Origin of the sequence: Sporosarcina sp. USHLN248, assembly GCF_037144575.1 — a bacterium.
GTDB lineage: Bacteria > Bacillota > Bacilli > Bacillales_A > Planococcaceae > Sporosarcina > Sporosarcina contaminans.
This window is the reverse complement of record NZ_JBBCZC010000004.1, coordinates 90,566-111,020: the sequence shown is the minus strand read 5'-3', so window position 1 is coordinate 111,020 and position 20,455 is coordinate 90,566. Positions and strand designations below refer to the sequence as shown.

Annotated in this window: 17 protein-coding genes; all 17 read right to left on the bottom strand. The window is 41.1% G+C overall.

The window, feature by feature from the left end:
- Positions 1 to 21 precede the first annotated feature (21 nt).
- The 17 genes from mutL to WFH04_RS02760 all read right to left on the bottom strand — a co-directional run bounded on the left by mutL (position 22) and on the right by WFH04_RS02760 (position 20,454).
- Positions 22 to 1,893, bottom strand: a complete 1,872-nt coding sequence (gene mutL / locus WFH04_RS02840; RefSeq protein ID WP_336822541.1) for a DNA mismatch repair endonuclease MutL — start codon at positions 1,891 to 1,893, stop codon at positions 22 to 24.
- A gap of 24 nt (positions 1,894 to 1,917) precedes the next feature.
- Entirely contained in the window at positions 1,918 to 4,488 is a 2,571-nt protein-coding gene (gene mutS, locus WFH04_RS02835) for a DNA mismatch repair protein MutS (RefSeq protein ID WP_336822540.1), read from the bottom strand.
- A gap of 183 nt (positions 4,489 to 4,671) precedes the next feature.
- Positions 4,672 to 5,220, bottom strand: a complete 549-nt coding sequence (cotE, locus tag WFH04_RS02830) for an outer spore coat protein CotE (RefSeq protein ID WP_381479823.1) — start codon at positions 5,218 to 5,220, stop codon at positions 4,672 to 4,674.
- A 189-nt stretch (positions 5,221 to 5,409) separates the two neighbouring features.
- Entirely contained in the window at positions 5,410 to 5,844 is a 435-nt protein-coding gene (locus WFH04_RS02825) for a YlbF/YmcA family competence regulator (protein WP_336822539.1), read from the bottom strand.
- Positions 5,844 to 7,394: a tRNA (N6-isopentenyl adenosine(37)-C2)-methylthiotransferase MiaB gene (gene miaB, locus WFH04_RS02820; protein ID WP_336822538.1), complete on the bottom strand. Its 1,551-nt coding sequence runs from the start codon at positions 7,392 to 7,394 to the stop codon at positions 5,844 to 5,846. Before miaB ends, WFH04_RS02825 begins: the two co-directional genes overlap by 1 nt.
- Positions 7,395 to 7,753: 359 nt before the next feature.
- Positions 7,754 to 8,023, bottom strand: a complete 270-nt coding sequence (locus tag WFH04_RS02815) for a stage V sporulation protein S (RefSeq protein ID WP_207961955.1) — start codon at positions 8,021 to 8,023, stop codon at positions 7,754 to 7,756.
- 88 nt (positions 8,024 to 8,111) lie between these two features.
- Positions 8,112 to 8,909, bottom strand: coding sequence for a TIGR00282 family metallophosphoesterase (locus tag WFH04_RS02810; protein ID WP_336822537.1), 798 nt, complete (start codon positions 8,907 to 8,909; stop codon positions 8,112 to 8,114).
- A 160-nt stretch (positions 8,910 to 9,069) separates the two neighbouring features.
- Positions 9,070 to 10,626 carry a ribonuclease Y gene (gene rny, locus WFH04_RS02805; RefSeq protein WP_336822536.1) on the bottom strand — a complete coding sequence of 519 codons (1,557 nt, stop codon included), beginning with the start codon at positions 10,624 to 10,626 and terminating at the stop codon, positions 9,070 to 9,072.
- Positions 10,627 to 10,902: 276 nt separating this feature from the next.
- Entirely contained in the window at positions 10,903 to 11,967 is a 1,065-nt protein-coding gene (gene recA / locus WFH04_RS02800) for a recombinase RecA (protein WP_336822535.1), read from the bottom strand.
- Positions 11,968 to 12,146: 179 nt separating this feature from the next.
- Complete coding sequence (locus tag WFH04_RS02795) at positions 12,147 to 13,400, bottom strand: competence/damage-inducible protein A (protein ID WP_336822534.1); 1,254 nt, start codon at positions 13,398 to 13,400, stop codon at positions 12,147 to 12,149.
- 2 nt (positions 13,401 to 13,402) lie between these two features.
- Positions 13,403 to 13,981 (bottom strand): CDP-diacylglycerol--glycerol-3-phosphate 3-phosphatidyltransferase, encoded by a 579-nt coding sequence (pgsA, locus tag WFH04_RS02790; RefSeq protein WP_336822533.1) that lies wholly within the window; start codon positions 13,979 to 13,981, stop codon positions 13,403 to 13,405.
- An 84-nt stretch (positions 13,982 to 14,065) separates the two neighbouring features.
- The gene (locus WFH04_RS02785; RefSeq protein ID WP_336822532.1) at positions 14,066 to 14,956 is read right to left on the bottom strand and encodes a helix-turn-helix domain-containing protein; all 891 of its coding nucleotides are present in this window, start codon (positions 14,954 to 14,956) and stop codon (positions 14,066 to 14,068) included.
- A gap of 17 nt (positions 14,957 to 14,973) precedes the next feature.
- Entirely contained in the window at positions 14,974 to 15,771 is a 798-nt protein-coding gene (locus tag WFH04_RS02780) for a YmfK family protein (protein ID WP_336822531.1), read from the bottom strand.
- 244 nt (positions 15,772 to 16,015) lie between these two features.
- Complete coding sequence (ymfI, locus tag WFH04_RS02775; protein WP_336822530.1) at positions 16,016 to 16,744, bottom strand: elongation factor P 5-aminopentanone reductase; 729 nt, start codon at positions 16,742 to 16,744, stop codon at positions 16,016 to 16,018.
- Between the two features lie 2 nt (positions 16,745 to 16,746).
- Positions 16,747 to 18,045, bottom strand: a complete 1,299-nt coding sequence (gene yfmH, locus WFH04_RS02770) for an EF-P 5-aminopentanol modification-associated protein YfmH (protein ID WP_336822529.1) — start codon at positions 18,043 to 18,045, stop codon at positions 16,747 to 16,749.
- 4 nt (positions 18,046 to 18,049) lie between these two features.
- Entirely contained in the window at positions 18,050 to 19,315 is a 1,266-nt protein-coding gene (gene yfmF / locus WFH04_RS02765) for an EF-P 5-aminopentanol modification-associated protein YfmF (protein ID WP_336822528.1), read from the bottom strand.
- Positions 19,316 to 19,488: 173 nt separating this feature from the next.
- Complete coding sequence (locus tag WFH04_RS02760) at positions 19,489 to 20,454, bottom strand: ABC transporter permease (protein ID WP_336822527.1); 966 nt, start codon at positions 20,452 to 20,454, stop codon at positions 19,489 to 19,491.
- Position 20,455: the final 1 nt, after the last annotated feature.

Below are 20,455 nucleotides of genomic sequence, written 5' to 3'. Positions count from 1 at the left end.
TCACTCCCTATCCTTTTGCGTTTACATAACGCGTTTAAACATCTTTTCAATTTCATATGTTGAAAAATGAATGAGTACAGGTCTGCCATGTGGACATGTATACGGGTTTTCAGCTTTGGATAAATCCGACAACAGCCTTTCCATATCGGCAATCGTTAAATAGTGATTCGCTTTGATGGACTTTTTGCAGCTCATCATAATTGCTGTCTCTTCCCGGAGTTTCCCAATATCGATTTTCTTTACATCCAACACTTGCTCGATCAATTCTTCAATAATTGCAGTTTCTTCTCCTTTTGGGAACCAAACAGGATGCTCCTTCACCGTATACGAAGAAGGGCCGAACTCTTCCAAATAAACTCCTACATCATTCAACTTTTCCATATTCTCTTCAATTATCGCTTTGTCATTTCCTGCATAATGGAAAATAAGAGGCATCATTAGCATTTGACGTTCACTCTCATCCGCTTTACCCAATTTATCTCTGAAATATTCATATTTTATCCGCTCTTGTGCAGCGTGTTGATCGATCATATAAAAACCATCTTCATTTTGTGCAATAATATACGTTCCATGGACTTGTCCGACTGGAACTAAAGAAGGAAAATCATTTGCTGCTTCTTCTTCAATTTCTTCCTGCACAATTTCTATTGGTTCTTTCTCTTCATATACATATTCCGGCTGCACTTGCTGCGGTTCTTCTTGAATAACCGGTTCTACATTGTTGTACATACGCTCATCCAATTTCTTTTCCGCTTGAACGATTAGTGCTTCATTCTTTTCCTGCGGTTTTGGAGCTGCGCTTCTGAATGTGTTTGATGGTGCTGTTTGTTTCATTTCGTTCCATATCGTTCTTTGCTCGGACATTATTTTTGGTGCAGGTTCTCGCTTTATTGCATCAGGAATAATGACCGTTTTTTTAATCGCCTCGTTGACAGCCGTTTTAATGAGATTCAGCAACTCCCCCTCTTTACTCATTCGAATATGTTGTTTTGCAGGGTGAACATTGACATCTGTTAAAAAAGGATCTGCCGTTACGTTAATGACGGATATGGGGTATCGGCCGATTGGCAAATACGTATGCATGCCATCTAACACAGCTTGATTGACAGCATAGCTTTTCACCCATCTGCCATTCACAATTAGTGTAATGTAGTTTTTGGATGCCCTTGTCATTTCCGGCAATGTAATGAAGCCATCTATTGCATAATCGGCATTCTCTCCTTGGAATGGGACCATTTTACGAGCAACCGCCATTCCATATATATCCGATAGTACTCGACGCTGATCGCCTGTACCGGCAGTTTGCAAGATGACTTGATCATGATGGGATAATTTAAAGGCGATATGCGGATGGCTAAGGGCCAATCGGTTTACGATATCTATCGAATGACCTAATTCGGTTTGAATCGTTTTCATATATTTTAGCCTTGCAGGAGTATTATAGAATAGCTGTGAAATTGTCATATCAGTGCCTTTCCTAAAAGCGGCATGTTCTTGCTTTGTCACCGCTCCTCCGTCAATTTGGACCCGCGTCCCTTCGTGTTCTCCATCTGACGTCCACAATTCCACTTTTGAAACGGAGGCGATACTCGCTAACGCTTCTCCGCGAAAACCTAACGTGCGGATTCTGAAAAGATCATGTTCATTTGATAGCTTGCTCGTTGCATGGCGTTCAAAGGCACGTGTTGCGTCTGTTTTCGACATTCCTTTTCCATTGTCCGTAACTCTGATCGAGGTTAGTCCTGCTTCTTTCAGCGATATTTCGATCGATGTGCTCTCCGCATCAATCGAATTCTCTATTAACTCCTTTACGATAGAAGCAGGTCTTTCCACTACTTCTCCTGCCGCTATTTTATTGGATAGCGCATCGTCCATTACGGAAATGACATCCATTGAAATACCTCCTTCCCCGAATTATTATTTTACTTCTTGTTTATCTTTCAGTTTCATTTTCCAGTTATAAATGGTTTGCATTGCTTGCATTGGAGTCATATTCATTAAATCAATTTGTTCGATTTCATTGATGACTTCCAATTGCGTTTCAGATGCTTCTACTATTTGTTCTTGTCCGTCAAAAAATGATAATTGCTCGGCACCGTGGTCTGACATCACTTCTAATTCTTTACTTTCGAATGTAACGAGCAGTCGTTTTGCCCGCTCGATAATCGGTTGCGGCAAGTTGGCTAATTCAGCGACGTGGATTCCATAGCTTTTATCTGCCGCCCCTGCCATTACTTTATGTAAAAACACGACTTTTCCATCTTGTTCGATAGCGGCGACATGGACATTGGTCAGTTTTTTCAGCTCTGTATCTAAATGGGTCAGTTCATGATAGTGCGTGCTGAATAATGTATTCGCACCGATTTCGTCATGGATGTATTCCATCATTGCTTGTGCCAGTGACATTCCGTCATATGTCGAGGTTCCTCTTCCGATTTCATCGAACAGCAATAGACTATTTGCCGTTGCGTTGGCGATTGCATATCTTGATTCCATCATTTCCATCATGAAAGTACTTTGTCCTGAAGCTAAATCATCAGCAGCTCCGATGCGGGTGAAAATTTGATCGGTTATCGGTAACAATGCTGATTCACAAGGAACAAAGCATCCAATTTGGGCCATAATAACCGTTAATGCGACTTGGCGCATGAATGTACTTTTACCTGACATATTTGGACCGGTAATTAACAGCATATTCCCATCTTCGGTCAAACTACAAGAATTCGGAACGTACAAAGAATGATCCATCATTTTTTCCACTACAGGATGTCTGCCATTTTTTATTTCAAGTGCATGTCCCTTATGGAATTTTGGTCTGACAAACTGGTACTTTTCTGATACTGTAGCGAATGATAGAAGGACATCCAATTCCGAAAGAACACTTGATAGCTGCTGCACTGTGCGGATATGTGCTTTCATTTCATCCCGAACTGAACAGAATAACGCATATTCCAATTCTTGGCTGGCTGCATCTGCATTCAAGATCAAATCTTCCTTCTCTTTCAGCTCCGGAGTAATATAGCGTTCTGCATTTGCCAATGTCTGCTTGCGCTCATAGCGTGACAAATCCGCTAAATGGATATTCGATTTCGTTATCTCTATATAATAACCAAAAATGCGGTTATAGCCGATTTTCAAATTTTTAATACCGGTTCTTTGACGTTCATTTTGCTCCAATTCAGCAAGCCATTCTTTCCCATGCTTTGATGCTTCTCTATATTGATCTAACTGGGCATCGAAACCATCTTTAATAATTCCTCCTTCTTTCACAGAAAGGGGAGGCATTTCCGCGATCGATTTCTCTAATAAATCAAGTGCGGTTTCGCAGCAATCAATCTTATTTGCAAAATGAGTTAAGTTTCTTGACTTTGATTGCTGAAGGGCTTGTTTGATTGCTGGCACTTTTCGCAATGAATTTCTTAATTGCGATAGGTCCCGTCCACTGGCGCTTCCCATAGAAATCCTACCCGACAGACGCTCTAAATCGTACACTTCTTTTAAATTTTCTTTTAGCTCTTCCCTTAAGAAATAATCATCAATTAAATCCTCTACTATATTCAGTCTTTCTTCAATTGCATTTTGATTCGAAAGTGGTTGATGAATATAGCTTTTCATTTTCCTTGCACCCATTGCGGTTACCGTTTCATCCAACAACCAGTAAAGTGTTCCTTCCTTGCCTCCCGTACGAATCGATTGGACCAATTCCAAATTTCTCATAGAGTTAGCATCGATTGACAGTTTTCCTGACTTTTGAATGTACTCAAATGGCTGTAAATGATCTAACGCAGACTTTTGTGTCCTTTTCAAATAGGCGATTAGCATTTCACAGGATTCTCGTATGGAAGGGGGCAGCTGTTCTGTAAGCTCGGCGGAAAGTTGCTCCCCTTCTCCTTCTTCGATAGAAAGGACGATATTTCGTTTGCTCATACTGTCGCTCAATACAATATGAAGCCGCTCACGCACGACTAATTCCCTCATCGAAAGGGCTTCGACTTCACTAATTAGCGTCCTCTCGTCTCCTGTAACGATTTCGACTTTCCCTTCCCCTGTCGATAAATCTACATACGATAAAGCGAAACGATTAGCTTCAATTTGATCGACCGCTCCGATGAAGTGATTTGTGCGTGTATCTATGCTCTTTCCTTCCGTAATGGTACCGGGTGTAATTATTTTTACAACCTCTCGCTTAACGATTCCTTTTGCTACTTTCGGATCCTCTGTCTGTTCGCAAATTGCTACTTTATGTCCTTTGCGAACGAGTGTTTCAATATATCCTTCAGCTGAATGAAAAGGAACGCCGCACATCGGAATTTTTTCCGCTCCACCGCCGTCCCTGCTTGTCAATGTTATTTCCAAAATATTTGCCGCTTCGACAGCATCCGTAAAAAACATTTCATAAAAATCACCTAACCTGAAAAAAAGGAAGGCGTCTTTATATTCGGCTTTTACTTGCAAATATTGCTGTATCATTGGTGTATATGTAGTCATGCTCCAACCTCACTGCATTTCATTATTTTCTCTTATTATAGCAAAACCGTTCCTATCAAAGTAGTGAATCGGTTAGACAGATTACGCCACTGTTTCCATCTTTCTTTACTTCCATTGTCCAAAAGTGAAAAATGGTAGGATTTCATTTTTGCCGATAAGAAAAAGCCGGTTGCTCCTCCCGGCTTAAAACGGACCTGATCCTTTGTCTCTTCCTTGTTCGTGATGATGGTGCTTCTCATCTTTCTCCTCATCTCGGTTATGTGAAGAGCTTTCATCTCGTAGTGGCCATTCCTCTTCAAAATGATGTGGATGTACAGAAATGCAAACTTTCGTTTCACCGACTACTTCTGCGATTAATTCCCTTTCTACTTTAATGACAAACTTCTCCCCGCAATCGGAAATAAGTGCTTCTGTGCAGTTTGGATGCTGTGCGACATTGACAATGATTTCTTCGTGTCCAGATGTCGGTTCATCACGATAATGAAGCCGGATCCGATCTTTGTAAGGTACCGATTCCGAATAGACGGAGGTTTTAGAATGATCGTGGTGGGAATACCAAACATTGACATCGAACTTCCCGGTCACTTCAATGTATCGGCCAACCTTTTTTGCCTGATGGGTATGGTTGATGACCCAGCAACCCAATATGCTGGAAGGCTTATTCGGCGGCTTTAAGGATACCGTTGACTCGGTCCGTTTTTTTCCTTTTGCGATGACTGCCTTCGTAACAATTTGTCGTAAGTTTTTCAGTTTTTTTCCTCCTTCATTGACTTCTATTTATCCTATGCAACAAGAGCCCAGAAAGTGAAAAAAAACAGCAATGAATTTAATTGTTTCAAATATCACTATTTATGATTTCAATTTTGCAACATAAAAAGCTCAGAAGGGGGGATCCTCTGAGCTTTTTATGTTGTAGTATGATTACGATAAAGATTTACGTTGCGTATTTTCAACGTAAGATCCTGTTTCGCCTTTAAGAACGTTGCCGCCAGTCGATTCAATAATTTCATCTGTTACGCTGTTTGCAATCGTCGTGGAAACTAATTGCAACAAATCATTTACTTCTACCTGAGATTGCTTGAATTCTTGTACAATTGGAACTTCATCAATTTCCTCTTGGATTTTTTCTATTTTTCCTTCGATAATTGCAAGTGCTCTTTCCTTTTCATATGCTTGGAAATTCACCGCTTGTGTTTGCAATGATTTCAAGCTCGCAATTTTTTCACGGATTTTTTGATTTTCGTTGATTTGCGCTTCCGCACGCTTAAAGAATTCAACTTGCTCCGTGTTAGCGATCATATGTGCAATTTCTCGCGCTTTAGCAATGATCTCATCTTTTGTATATAGTTTTTCCATTATGACATCACCTTATCCTCTTCTACGACGCCAATGTATTCGCCGTCGAGTGACCATGTTTTGGCCTCTGTTATTTTTACCTCTACTATTTCTCCGATAACGGATCGCGGAGCTTTAAAATTAACAAGTTTGTTTTTCTCAGTGTATCCAGATAACACTTCAGGATTTCTTTTGCTCTCGCCTTCGACTAATACTTTCACGATTTTTCCTTTGTATGGTTTCATCGCTTCTGCTGACATTTCATTTACTAATGCGTTGAGTCGTTGAAGTCTTTCCTTTTTCACTTCCATTGGAATATTATCGACCATTTTTGCTGCAGGCGTTCCTTCCCGTGGAGAGTAAATATAAGTGTAAGCCATTTCAAATCCGACTTCCTTATATAGGGACATCGTTTCTTCAAATTGTTCTTCTGTCTCATTTGGGAACCCAACGATAATATCTGTTGTTAACGTAACATTCGGTATTGCAGCTTTAATTTTGCGTACAAGTTCCAAATAGGATTCACGGGTATACTTCCGTGCCATAATTTTTAAAATGTCGCTTGAGCCGGATTGAACTGGCAAATGAATATGGTCGAGCAAATTTCCGCCTTTCGCCAATACTTCAATTAAATGATCGTCAAAATCTCTTGGATGACTTGTCGTGAAACGAATTCTTGGAATATTGATTTTACGAAGATCGTCCATTAAGTCACCTAAACGGTAGTCGATGTCTTCAAAGTCTTTACCGTATGCGTTGACATTTTGGCCTAACAGCATAATTTCCTTATAGCCTTGGGCTGCTAACTGACGCACTTCTTGGATAATGTCATGTGGGCGTCTGCTTCGTTCTTTCCCCCGGGTATACGGGACGATGCAATACGTACAGAACTTATCGCAACCATACATAATGTTTACCCAAGCTTTTATATTGCCGTGTCGCACTTTTGGAAGATTTTCAATAATATCGCCTTCCTTCGACCATACTTCGACTACCATTTCTTTCGATAAATATGCTTCATGAAGAATGTTCGGCAAGCGATGAATATTATGGGTTCCGAAAATCATATCGACTTGATCATATGTTTTCAAAATTTTGTTAACGACAGATTCTTCTTGAGACATGCAACCGCATACTCCGATGAGCAAATCTGGCTTTTCCAATTTCAACGGCTTTAAATGACCTAATTCCCCGAACACTTTGTTCTCAGCATTTTCACGGATGGCACATGTGTTTAACAAAATGACATCTGCATCGTCAACAGTATCCGTCGGTTCATAGCCTAAACCGATAAAAATGCCGGCCATTACTTCTGTATCATGCTCGTTCATTTGACAGCCGTACGTTCTTATGTAAAATTTTCTTCCATTTCCCATACCAAGGAAACGTTCCTCAATTCGGAAATCATCATGATAAGCAATTTCCTCTTTACCTCTTTTTTTCGCTTCTTTTAAAGAGGGTGGAGTATAAACCGTTTCAAAATATTTGCTATAGTCTTTTTCCACTTTATTTGCAGGCTTTTCGATGCCCGGCTTTATAAGACCTGCTTGCAGGCGTTGTTCTTCATTCATAAGATCTTTCCCCTTTCTTTCAAAACACTCGGGAATTGAACAGACTGATTTCATTATACATGAAGTCTCTTTGACTTTGTAGTAACACGTTCTTTATATTTCGGCAACTATGTGACCGAATTGTTGACAAACACTCACATACGGTGTTGAGACCAGCAAGACGCTGGGCATACAACCGTTGTGCAGGAAGCAGCGGCCTTCTGTTGCCTTTCCTTCGTTCCTTGTCCGGCAAGCGTTTTCAAGCCAAGCTGGGCAAAGATCTAATTCATGAAAAAAATAAAAAGACTGTAGACAAAGTAAAAAAATACTTTGTCTACAGTCTGATACTCCGGAATAGCCGAAGTCCTTTTGTTGCATTCTTATTGCCGAATGCGTTTTTCTACTAACAGCTTTAATGCTGTACGACCTTCTCCGTTAATCTGGATATCGGTGAATGCGGGGGCGCATACGAGATCCCCGCCGCTCGGAGCTACAAAGCCACGGGCGATTGCTACTGCTTTGATCGCCTGGTTCAAAGCGCCTGCTCCCACCGCCTGCATTTCAGCGTAGCCTTGGTCTCGAATGACGGCTACGAGTGCACCTGCAACTGAATTGGGATTCGAGCGGGATGATACTTTCAATGGACTCACCATGTTTCCTCCTTATTTTTACGATGTCTATGGAATGAACATATCCATAGACCATCCTATGAAAAAGAGGCGTTGATTAGACTCAACTTCATCCTTCAAATCTATGGTCTTCGTTAATCAAAATTCGTTCAATTGACTTCGCTTTACCATTTAGGTCATCTATCTCGACAATTAAGCCGCTTAGCTGCGCACGGCCTTTTTTTGGCACTTCAAATCGGACGGGCATATTCGTTTTGAAACGATAAATGACGTCTTCTTTTTTCATGCCTAATACTTCATCATAAGGACCTGTCATCCCTGCGTCTGTTAAGTAAGCTGTGCCATTCGGCAAAATGCGCTCATCAGCAGTTTGTACATGTGTATGTGTGCCGACTACTACTGACGCTTTGCCGTCTAAATGCCATCCCATCGCAATTTTTTCGCTCGTTGCTTCAGCATGGAAATCAACAAACACAAGAGGCGATATTTTTTTCGCTTCTTCAATTAAAAGATCTGCTTTTTCGAACGGATCAGCATGGGGAGGAAGAAATGTGCGGCCGTGTAAATTAATTACGGACATTGTAATGCCGTTTTTTGTAATCGTCGTCATGCCTTTTCCCGGGGCTTCTTCAGAAAAATTTGCAGGACGTATTAAGTATTCTGTTTCATCGATGAAATCGTAAATCTCTTTTTGATCCCAAGTATGATTGCCCATTGTAACGATGTCTACCCCAGCGCGCAATAGATCGTCAAAAATGGCTCTCGTAATACCTCTTCCAGATGCTGCATTCTCCCCATTCGCAATAATAACATCTGCTGCATACTTTCTTTTCAACCGAGGCAAATAGTCATACAACATATTTCTACCGATTGACCCTACAATATCACCTATAAATAAAACTTTCATTGAAATACCTCTTTCTATTTTTCGATCTTGAACTTTGGTACATTTATTCCTATTGTAATTTTATCACTGGATTGAGTATGTATAAAATATATGGGATTCCTGTTTTGATGAGAGACAAAAGAAAATGATCCCTATCTTGCTAAGCAGGGATCATTTTTTCTTATTTCGCGTATTCAACTGCACGGGTTTCACGAATGACAGTCACCTTGATATGTCCAGGATAATCGAGTTCTTCCTCGATCCGTTTCCGTATATCCCGGGCCAATCTGTGTGCGGTAATGTCATCGATCTGGTCTGGACGGACAATGATCCGTACTTCCCGGCCCGCTTGGATGGCATATGATTTTTCAACGCCTTCATATGACTCTGAAATTTCTTCGAGTTTTTGCAATCTGCGGATGTAGTTTTCCAATGTTTCACTACGTGCGCCTGGTCTTGCAGCAGATAAGGCATCTGCCGCTGCCACCAATACAGCAATGACTGATGTTGCCTCTTCATCGCCGTGATGGGATGCAATACTATTAATGACGACAGGATGCTCTTTGTATTTCGTAGCTAATTCAACCCCGATTTGGACGTGGCTGCCTTCTACTTCATGATCGATCGCTTTACCGATATCATGCAATAAACCTGCACGTCTCGCCAAAGTTACGTCCTCTCCAACTTCCGCAGCCAAGAGTCCTGCAAGATACGCAACTTCCACAGAGTGTTTCAAGACATTTTGTCCATAACTTGTGCGGAAATGCAATCTACCCAAGATCTTGATCAAGTCCGGATGGAGATTGTGGACACCGACATCAAATGTCGTCTGCTCACCTTTTTCCCGGATTAATTCGTCCACTTCGCGCCTTGCCTTATCAACCATTTCTTCTATGCGTGCAGGGTGTATCCTGCCATCTTGAACAAGCTTTTCAAGTGCAAGACGTGCAGTTTCCCGGCGGACCGGATCGAAACCTGATAGGATAACAGCTTCTGGAGTATCATCTATTATAAGATCAATTCCCGTCAATGTTTCCAATGTCCGGATGTTGCGACCTTCCCTTCCGATAATTCTTCCTTTCATCTCATCGTTAGGTAAGTTTACAACGGATACGGTTGTTTCTGCGACATGGTCTGCTGCGAAACGCTGTAATGCAAGGGAAAGGATTTCACGTGCTTTCTTTTCGGATTCCTCTTTCGCCCGCTGTTCAGACTCTTTCGTCATAACGGCGATATCAGTGGAAAGTTCTAATTCTACTTCGTCTAAGATGATTCGTTTTGCTTCATCTCTCGTAAGTGCTGATATTCTTTCCAATTCTGTCTGTTGCGTGGCTACAAGCTCTTCCGCCTTGCGTTCCATCTGTTCAATATGCTGTTGTCTGCTGGAAAGCGCGTCTTCTTTGCGTTCCAGTCCTGCTTCTCTTTTGTTGAGAGCATCATCCTTGCGGTCAAGATTTTCTTCCCGTTGCAAAAGTCGATTTTCTTGCTTTTGAAGCTCCGACCTTCTTTCACGGATTTCCGCTTCCGCTTCAATTCTCAGTTTGTGATTTTCATCTTTCGCTTCTAACAGTGCTTCTTTCTTCAAAGCCTCCGCTTCACGTTTCGCATCTTCGACGATTTGTTCTGCAGAGTTTTTAGCACCCGTCACTCTTGATTCATTCACCTTTTTGATAACAAAATAGATAACAACTGCACCGACGATCAGACCGAGCAAAGCGGAGATGATGATTTTTAGCATCCTTGTCACCTCCTCCTGCTATTCTTTTCGTTTTCAGTCGGCTCGTATATCAACATTCAACATACTGCCATAATGATTTCATTGGTGTGAAATTATACAATTCTAATTGTATAGATGTAAAATTGACATGTCAAGGATTCAAAAGCTCTATGAACGCTTGAGCGGTAACATTTGGTCACTTCATGCTGATTATTCTAAAAAGAGTTATAGAGCGAATAAAAATGGTAGAAAAAAGCCGATCCCTCCGTAAGGAAAGATCGGCAATTCATTCAATCATTATTTCTCTTCTTCTAAGAATAAAGCCAACTCTTCTTCTTCTTCATCTTCATCATGTCCGGCAATTACATAGTTTGCACTTGCCAATCCATAAGAATCACGAATTTTGTTTGAAATTTCTGCACGGATATCCGGATTTTCCTTCAAGAACTGTTTCGCATTCTCACGGCCCTGTCCTAATCTTTCGCCTTCATAAGAGTACCATGCGCCGCTCTTTTGCACGACTTCAAGCTCAGCGCCTAAATCGACAATTTCCCCTTCTTTTGAAATTCCTTCTCCATACATAATATCAACTTCTGCCGTGCGGAACGGAGGAGCAACCTTGTTTTTCACAACACGGATTCTCGTTTTGTTACCCGTGATGTCGTTGCCCTGCTTAATCGCTTCACCGCGGCGTACTTCCAAACGGACAGAAGAATAGAATTTCAATGCGCGCCCGCCCGGAGTTACTTCAGGATTACCGAACATAACACCGACCTTTTCACGGATTTGGTTAATGAATACAGCAATTGTTTTAGACTTATTAATAGCGCCTGAAAGTTTCCGCAAGGCTTGCGACATTAGACGAGCTTGCAATCCGACATGGGCGTCACCCATTTCTCCTTCAATTTCCGCTTTCGGCACGAGTGCCGCAACAGAGTCGACAACAATTATATCAATCGCTCCGCTTCGCACTAACGCTTCAGCGATTTCCAATGCTTGTTCCCCAGTATCCGGCTGGGATAATAGCAATTCGTCAATATTGACGCCTAATTTTTGCGCATAAACAGGGTCAAGAGCATGCTCTGCATCAATGAATGCTGCTTGTCCTCCAGAGGCTTGCACTTCTGCAATTGCATGCAAAGCTACTGTTGTTTTACCAGAACTTTCTGGTCCATATATTTCAATAACTCTTCCTCGCGGGTATCCACCAACACCTAAAGCTGCATCAAGTGCAAGTGAACCAGACGAAGAAGTGGCGATTTCACGGTCGGTCTTTTCCCCCAATTTCATGACGGACCCTTTGCCAAATTGCTTTTCAATTTGTTTCAACGCTTGGTCCAAAGCTATTTTGCGATCGCTCAAAAATAATTCCTCCCTTAACAGGTATGTTCTTTTTCTTCCTGTCTCTACTATACTCCTTTTATGAGAAATATACAATCAAAAAGCGAACGCTCATTCGAATTTTTTATCGAAACTGTAAATATAATTGAGAATAGAAGAGGAAATGTAGGTTTAAATGAGAACAAGGGGCAAAAATAAAATTATTTTTGCCCCTCGTTTTCCGAGATTGATTTGATTAAATAGTAGAGAGCGAAGTTTGCCGCCCTTCTTCGATTAGTATTTCTTGTACCCGAAAGCTCAAGTTTGAAAGTCTTCACTTCTCCCTTATGTGTTTCAATGCCGATCCATACAGTACCCATCGGCTTTTGATCGTGAGGATCTGGTCCGGCTACCCCTGTCAACCCAACACCAATATCCGAATTAAATTTCAGTTTCACCTGCTGGGCAAGAGCCGCAGCGCACTCCTTGCTAACAACTCCATATTTCTCAATCAGTTCTTTTGGAACGTGTAATTGACGTTGCTTTTCTTCCTCGTTGTAAACGACTGTCCCGCCTTTTAATGAAGCGCTTATACCTGCCTGTTCAGACAACTCTGACATAAATAAGCCAGCGGTTAAGCTTTCCGCTGCAGAGATTGTTAAGGATTGCTGTAAAAGCAATTCTGCCGCTTTCGAAGATAACGTATCTTCATCTATCCCATAGATGAATTCCCCTACAAGTGCACGAATCTCTGCTTCTACCGGAGCAATCAAATTTTGCGCCGCTTCCGTAGAATTAGCCTTTGCCGTAATTCGGAGCGTAACAGCATCTCTTGAAGCTAATGGAGCTACTGTCGGATTTGTTTGCCTTTCTATAATGTCTTGCACACGGTGTTCAAGTTCTGCTTCTCCTATACCGTAAAACTTTAATACTTTTGAAGCAATGACTTCGCGTATTCCAACAGCGCCTACTATATAAGGAATCGCTTCATTTATAAACATAGGCTCCATTTCATGTGGAGGGCCGGGCAATAAAATATATCGCTTGCCTTCCTTTTCAATTGCCATGCCCGGGGCCATCCCATTGCGATTTTCCAAAACTGTCGCACCATCTATAATGAGCGCTTGCTTTTTATTATTTTCGGTCATCGTTCGCTTCGTACGTTTAAAATATGCCTCGATATTTTCCAACGCTTTTCTATCCATTATGAGCGAGGAGGAAAGCCTTTTGGCGATCGTCTCTTTTGTTAAATCGTCTTTCGTCGGTCCAAGGCCTCCTGAAAAAATAATGAGATCTGCACGTTGCTGAGCAATTGAAATCGCTTCGTCCAACCTTTTTGGATTATCTCCAACCACTGTATGATAATAAACATCTATACCGACTTCAGCCAAGTTCTTTGCAATGAAAGTAGCATTCGTATTCGTAATTTGTCCTAATAGCAATTCAGATCCGACCGCTATAATTTCAGCTTTCATATTTACATCGACTCCAATAATACATGTCTATTTTTATAGAAATAATCGATCCCTGACCAAATTGTATAGAATAGTGCAATGTACAACATAATTAAGCCGAAAGGTATACCAAATGCTTCAAAAAAGATATTGTTCATAAGGAGTGAAGCGATTGCAACTAATTGAGTAGCAGTTTTAATTTTGCCTAATTGATTTGCTGCGACAACCTCTCCGCCCCCAGCTAAAATTAAACGCAAGCCCGTTACCGCAAACTCTCTGCTAATAATTATAATGACAACCCACGACGGTGCAGCGCCTAATTCGACTAAAATAACCAATGCGGCTGATACCAATAACTTATCAGCAAGCGGATCAAGAAATTTCCCCATATTCGTAATCAAATTATGCTTCCTTGCCAAATGACCATCAAACCAATCAGTAGCTGCTGCAATTATGAAAAGAAGCGCTCCAATTAAATGCTCTACAGATAGCTCTGTGCCGCCAATATACAACGTCCCCATTTTGAAATCGACAATCATGAAAATGATAAAAATGGGGATAAGGAGAATTCGTGATACAGTGATTTTGTTTGGTAAATTCAATCTTCTCACCTATCCTTCAAACAATGTGAAATGAGTTTCATATGTACAGTGAATGAAAATAGTCATCCATTCAGATGACTATTTTCATTTCTTGTATTCAATAATAATATTTTGTGTAATTGCATTAGAATTATATTCCAATTTCTCGTCGTTAACAAAAATATTGGTGCTATTCGTTCTACCTACACGGATCCTAACGAATTCCACGTCAGAAACATCTAAATCGACAGACTGTCCAGCAGTCAAAACTGTAGCGCCTGGAGTTCGTTCTTTTCTCGACTCATCGGTAACGCCGATCCAAGAATCGCCCGTCGTTTCTATACGAAGTTGGAATGTATCTGCATCTGACAATGTATATATTGAGTCTTCCCCTGAAGTATTTACAAATGTGAGCGATTGTTCAACTTCCTCCTCATCAGGAGTTACATCATCTTCAGGTTTCTCATCATCCACTTGTTCTTTCGTGTCTTTGTCTTCCTCTTCATCGATTACAGGATTCGGTTTGCTTGAAGAATCATTGCTATCCATAGTAACTTTAGGATCCGGCTCGATGACACCATCCATTCCCGTTTTTTTCGATAGACCGTATTGCCATAAAACCCACATAACGACTATGATGACGATAATAAAAAGTGCGACAATGACTTTGGGAATCGCCTCATTTAGACGACTGTTCGTCTTTAAACCACGTTTTCTTGTCATCGGTTGTGATATTTGAGGCGTTTCTTCCTCAATTTGATCGTGCACGGCTGTTTCCCTATACAATGCAAGCATTTCGTCAGCATCCAACTCAACTGCCTCTGCATATTGCTTTATGAAGGCACGTACATAGAACGCTCCTGGCATCATGCTGTAGTCTTCATTTTCAATACCGGAAAGGTACCGTTTCTGAATTTTAGTTATTGATTGTAAATCATCTAATGAATATCCTTTTGCTGTTCTCGCCTCTTTAAGACGAGCACCTAATCCGGTCAATTATTATCACCTGCCTGTTAGAAATTGAACATGCCAAATCCGCCCATCGAGCCCGAATCGGACATCATATGGTTTTTCTCCATCATTTCATATGTAATTTCCTGATCTGGATCGGTTCTTAACTCGATAATATAATCAAAATCATCCATGTCGTATTCTGAATGCTGGACAAACATGTCCGGGTGCTCTACGACTTTAATCGAAGGCATCCGCATCATTTCGCGAACGAGCTGCATATGCCTCTCGTCCCCAGCCTTACGGGTTACTATTCCATCTAAGATGAAAATATTATCTTTGGAGAACTCGTCCCCCGCCAAATTACTCCTTACCGTTTGCTTAATCATCGTTGAAGATAGAAAGATCCACTTCTTATTTGCACAAACACTTGCTGCGACGACAGATTCCGTCTTGCCGACACGAGGCATACCACGGATCCCAATTAGCTTATGGCCTTCCTGCTTAAATAGCTCAGCCATGAAATCAACTAAAACTCCTAATTCACTGCGTAGAAACCTGAACGTCTTTCGATCATCGATATCGCGCTGAATATATCGGCCATGCCTAACGGCTAAAATGTCGCGCAATTTGGGTTCACGGATTTTCTTTACTTGTATCGTTTCCATTGTGGATGCAATCAATTCAAAACGCCTGATTTGATCATCGTTTTCGGTCCGCACTAACATGCCTCGATGCCCACCATCTACACCATTGATTGTAACGATGTTAACATGCAACATGCCTAATAAGGATGCGATATCCCCTAACAGACCCGGTCGATTCACTTGAATTTCGTATTCAACGTACCATTCACCCATGTCGACACACCCTTTCGATCTCTTGTCATTTATGTAAAGAAATCAAGATGAATTATATGAGCGCAAATGCAAGAAAAACATTAACGGTATAGTATATTTCATAGAAATGAGGAGTCTTCCATATGATAGGACGCATAAGAGACAACTTAGTTCTATAATAGCGGATTCCTTATGCGATGAAAAGGAAAAAAGGAAAAGGGAAGGGCCCTCTTCCCTAAAATAAGATGTCTTGCATAAAAACAAATCAAATATACCATCCGCCGTTCAGCTTAATAATTTCTCCAGTCATGTAATCTGCATTTCCACTAATCAAAAATTGGACTAAATCTGCTACTTGTTCAGGAGTGCCAGTTTTTTGGAGTGGAATTTGATCAATGACTATTTGCTTATCCTCTTCAGAAAACTCGTCATTCATCGTTGTTTCGATCCAACCTGGCGCAATTGCATTAACTCTCGTGCCATTATAGGCCGCTTCTTTGGCATACGCCTTTACGAAAGCATGCTGGGCCCCTTTAACTGCAGAGTACATTACTTCTCCGGCTGCACCTGTGTTCCCCCAAATGGAACCAATGAATACAACATACGATACGTCATGACTTCGAAGCTGTGGTGAAACGAGGCCGATGAAAGCAGCAGGGTTTTGCATATGCACTCGCCATAACGCTTCCATTTCTTCAATGGATGTGTCCGTCAATAGCTTCATCACTGCTTGCCCTGAAGATACAATGACGGCTTGAACATGCCCGACCAATGCATATAATTTCTCCGCTCCATCTTCAGAAAGGAAATTGGCTTGTATTGCTTTAAACTCACTCGTAGGATAAAGAGCAGATAATTCCGCCTGCAGCTCGAACACTTGATCAGCATTCCGATTATAATGCAAATAAAGCGACCAACCTTCTTTGGCAAGACGACGGCTAATCGCCATCCCTATACCTCCAGAAGCGCCTAAAACGACAGCATACCGCTTCATTGTTACTCTCCTTTTGAAGGTGGGACTACTTTCATCACTGTATAGCCTTCTTCCGATGAAATCGTTTCAAATGCTGCTTTCAAATCTTCCAGTGACAACTGCTCAAGAGTAGGCACTACATCAAATAAATTCATTTTATTGAAATTATATTGAGTAAACTGATTGGCGATGAATTCAATTGAATTTAATGAGCGCATGAATTGTCCAATCCTTCTTTTACGCGCACGGTCGAGATCTTCACTACGAATTGTCCAGCCTTGGATTTGATCTGAAAGTGTTTTACGAATTGCTGCTTCCAATTCAGCAGGATGATCAGTATCTGAACCCACCATAGCAAATCCATAACCTTTTTCCAATGAAACATCATATTGATAAGTTTCATCAATTAAATTAGCCTCATATGCTTCTTTGTAGAAAACGGAAGACCTACCAAAAAGAATATCAAGGACAAGGTTTAGCGCCAATTCCTGTTTCAGCAATTCATCCCCTTCGATATCCACTCGGTTACATTTCATGCCAAAATTGAGTTTTGGGCGCAATACATCCATTTCAACCGTACTTTCGGCGATATGAGCAGTCGAAGGCTCTTCAGGGAACTTTCTTTGTATTTCTTCAGGCTCAGAAAATTCCTTCCCATTTTGATCCTCTTTAATGAAATTCATCATTTCCTCCGGATCAACTGCTCCGATGACAAATACAGTCATATTGGAAGGATGGTAAAATGTTTCATAGCATTCATACAAATGATCTGCAGTAATCTCTTGGATCGTATCAACCGTTCCGGCAATATCAATATTGACCGGATAATTTTCGTATAAATTTTGGATTGCTCCGAAATAATTCCGCCAATCGGGATTGTCGTCATACATCATAATTTCTTGTGCAATAATTCCTTTTTCCTTTTCAGTTTTCTGCTCTGTAAAATAAGGCTCTTGAACGAAATCCAATAATACCTTTGTATTTTCGTATAACTTTTCAGTAGTAGAAAACAGATAAGATGTTCTTGTAAAAGAGGTAAACGCATTTGCAGAAGCCCCTAACATACTGAACTTCTGAAAAACGTCCCCTTCCTCTTTGTCAAACATTTTATGCTCCAAGAAATGGGCGATGCCGTCGGGAACCGTGACAAATTCATCTTTTCCTCTCGGAATGAAAGTCCGATCGATTGAACCATATTTCGTTGTAAATGTGACATACGTTTTAGAGAATCCTTTTTTCGGAAGTATATATACATTTAACCCATTCTCCAACCGTTCATGGAAAAGTGATTCCTGCAAATTATCAAATACGATTTTCTCCATCTCTTTACGCCTCTCTTTCCGATAGCAAGTAGACGATCTCTAATTCAAGCTGTGAAGCCATTTCTTTTACATCTTCTATCGTGACGGATCGCCATTTTTCAATCAATTGTTCTGCTGTGAAATTTTCACTTAGCCGCTTATATTGATCGTATACTTCAATTTGGCTCCTCGCAGAATCGAATGCACTGCGTATGCTATTCGATAAAAGTCCAACCGTTTGATCCAACTCCATTTGAGTAACGTCGCCGTTACGTAGCGCATCTATTTGTTCTCCGATTAACTTCACTGCTTTTTCCTCAAGCTCCGGATCAATTCCCGCCAAAACATACATAATTCCATAGTGGGATGAGTAGATGCTATTAATTGTATAAGCCATACTTTCTTTTTCACGGACATTCATGAATAATTTACTATGCGCAAAACCGCCTAATACGCCACTTGTAACGACCATCTTTGCATAATCGGGATGATCGAAGGTGATCGGAGTGCTGTAGCCGACTTGCAGCTTCCCTTGCTTCATGTCCTGCTTTTCAAATACTTGCTGTACGTCCCCTTTTTCATGCTGCACAACATTACTTTTTCGTTCAGCAACCTCTCTTGCTTGAAATGGAAATAGCGATTTTATTTTTTCAATAAACTCCTCTTCCTGTATATCCCCAACTACATAAATATCAATTTCGTCTTCATTCAACATGCTTTCATATGTAGAAAGCAGCGCTTCCCTAGTAAGGCTACGGACATCCTCTTCCGTGCCGTTTGACGAAATCGAAGCCGGGTGGTTCGGTCGCATTAATTCGAGCATCCGCTTTTGTGCATACCTTGTTTTATCATCATAAACAGAACGAATACGCTCTATGACAGTTCGCTTTTCACGCTCGACAACGGAAGGTTCAAAAGCGCCATCGACAAAATTCGGACTGAATACGACTGTATGCATTAGCTGCAACGCCTCGTCAAATACACCTTCCGTCGTTAAATACTCATCATTTACACATTCCATATTCAAAGAAACGATATGAGAGTGGCCACGCTTCCCATTATCCATATAAAAGACAGTGCCATATAGCTCATCCAACGCTTTTCTCAATTCGCTTTGTGTACGGTATTTCCCATTTGAGTCTTGAAGTACATTTGATAAGACCGTTCTGTAGGCCGCTGCCTTTTCATTTAGTTCAGACTTCCATTTAATTGACATCGTTATCGTTTTAAATTGCTCAGTTTTGCGTAAGTAAACGGTTACTCCCTTTTGCAGCTCCACTTTTTTGAACATATGAGCACCTCTTTTTTTCCTTATTATACGAACACTCTTCTTCACTATACATTTCTTAACAATGAGATGGCAAAATATAAGCATTTTCGAATAAAATCTTGTACTTTCCAGTAATATACAAGAAAAGCTGCTCAACAACGTGAAAAAGTTGTCGAACAGCTTTCATTAAATCATTAACGGCTTCCTTTAATATATGGAGTCCCACTCGCTTTCGGTGCATTTGCTTTGCCAATAAATCCTGCAAGCGCCAAGATTGTTAAGACATAAGGAAGTATGTGGAAATAGACAGTCGGAATTTTTTGTATGAAATCCACTTCGATGGAACCTGCCGTAATCGCCAATGCTTGCGCAAATCCGAAGAATAGCGCTGCTGCCATTGCTCCGATCGGATGCCATTTTCCAAAAATCATTGCAGCCAATGCCATAAATCCTTGACCATTAACTGTTGCATGTCCGAAGTCTCCTGTCATCGTCTGCGAATAAACCGCTCCACCGATACCAGCAAGACCACCAGAAATAATAACTGCCAAATAGCGCACTCTATTGACGTTGATCCCCATTGTATCTGCAGCCATCGGGTGTTCACCGACTGAACGTAAGCGCAATCCGAATGGTGTTTTATAAATAATGAACCAAGCTACAATTGCAACCGCTATAGCTAAAACTGAGGTTCCGTACACCGATTTGAAGAACATTGGACCAATGACCGGAATATCTTGCAGCAAAGGAATGTTGACGCGCGGAATCTTTTGTTGAATAAAATCCGTTTGTCCTTTTCCGAAAATCATTTTCACAGAGAACAATGCTACAGCAAGCCCTAACATGTTAATTGCGACACCGGAAACGACTTGGTCAGCACGGAATGAAATCGATGCTACCGCATGCATCATGGAGAATATCGCTGAAACAATCATTGCTACTAAAAGTGCAATCCAGGGCGTCCAGCTACCAAACACATCAACATAAAATAAATTGAACACGATTCCGATGAATGCTCCCATGATCATCAAGCCTTCAAGGCCGATGTTGACGACACCAGATCGTTCAGAGAATACGCCTCCAATTGCCGTGAAAATTAAAGGGGCGGCATATGCGATTGACGTTGGAATCATAAAATAAAGGACTTCTAAAAACGACATA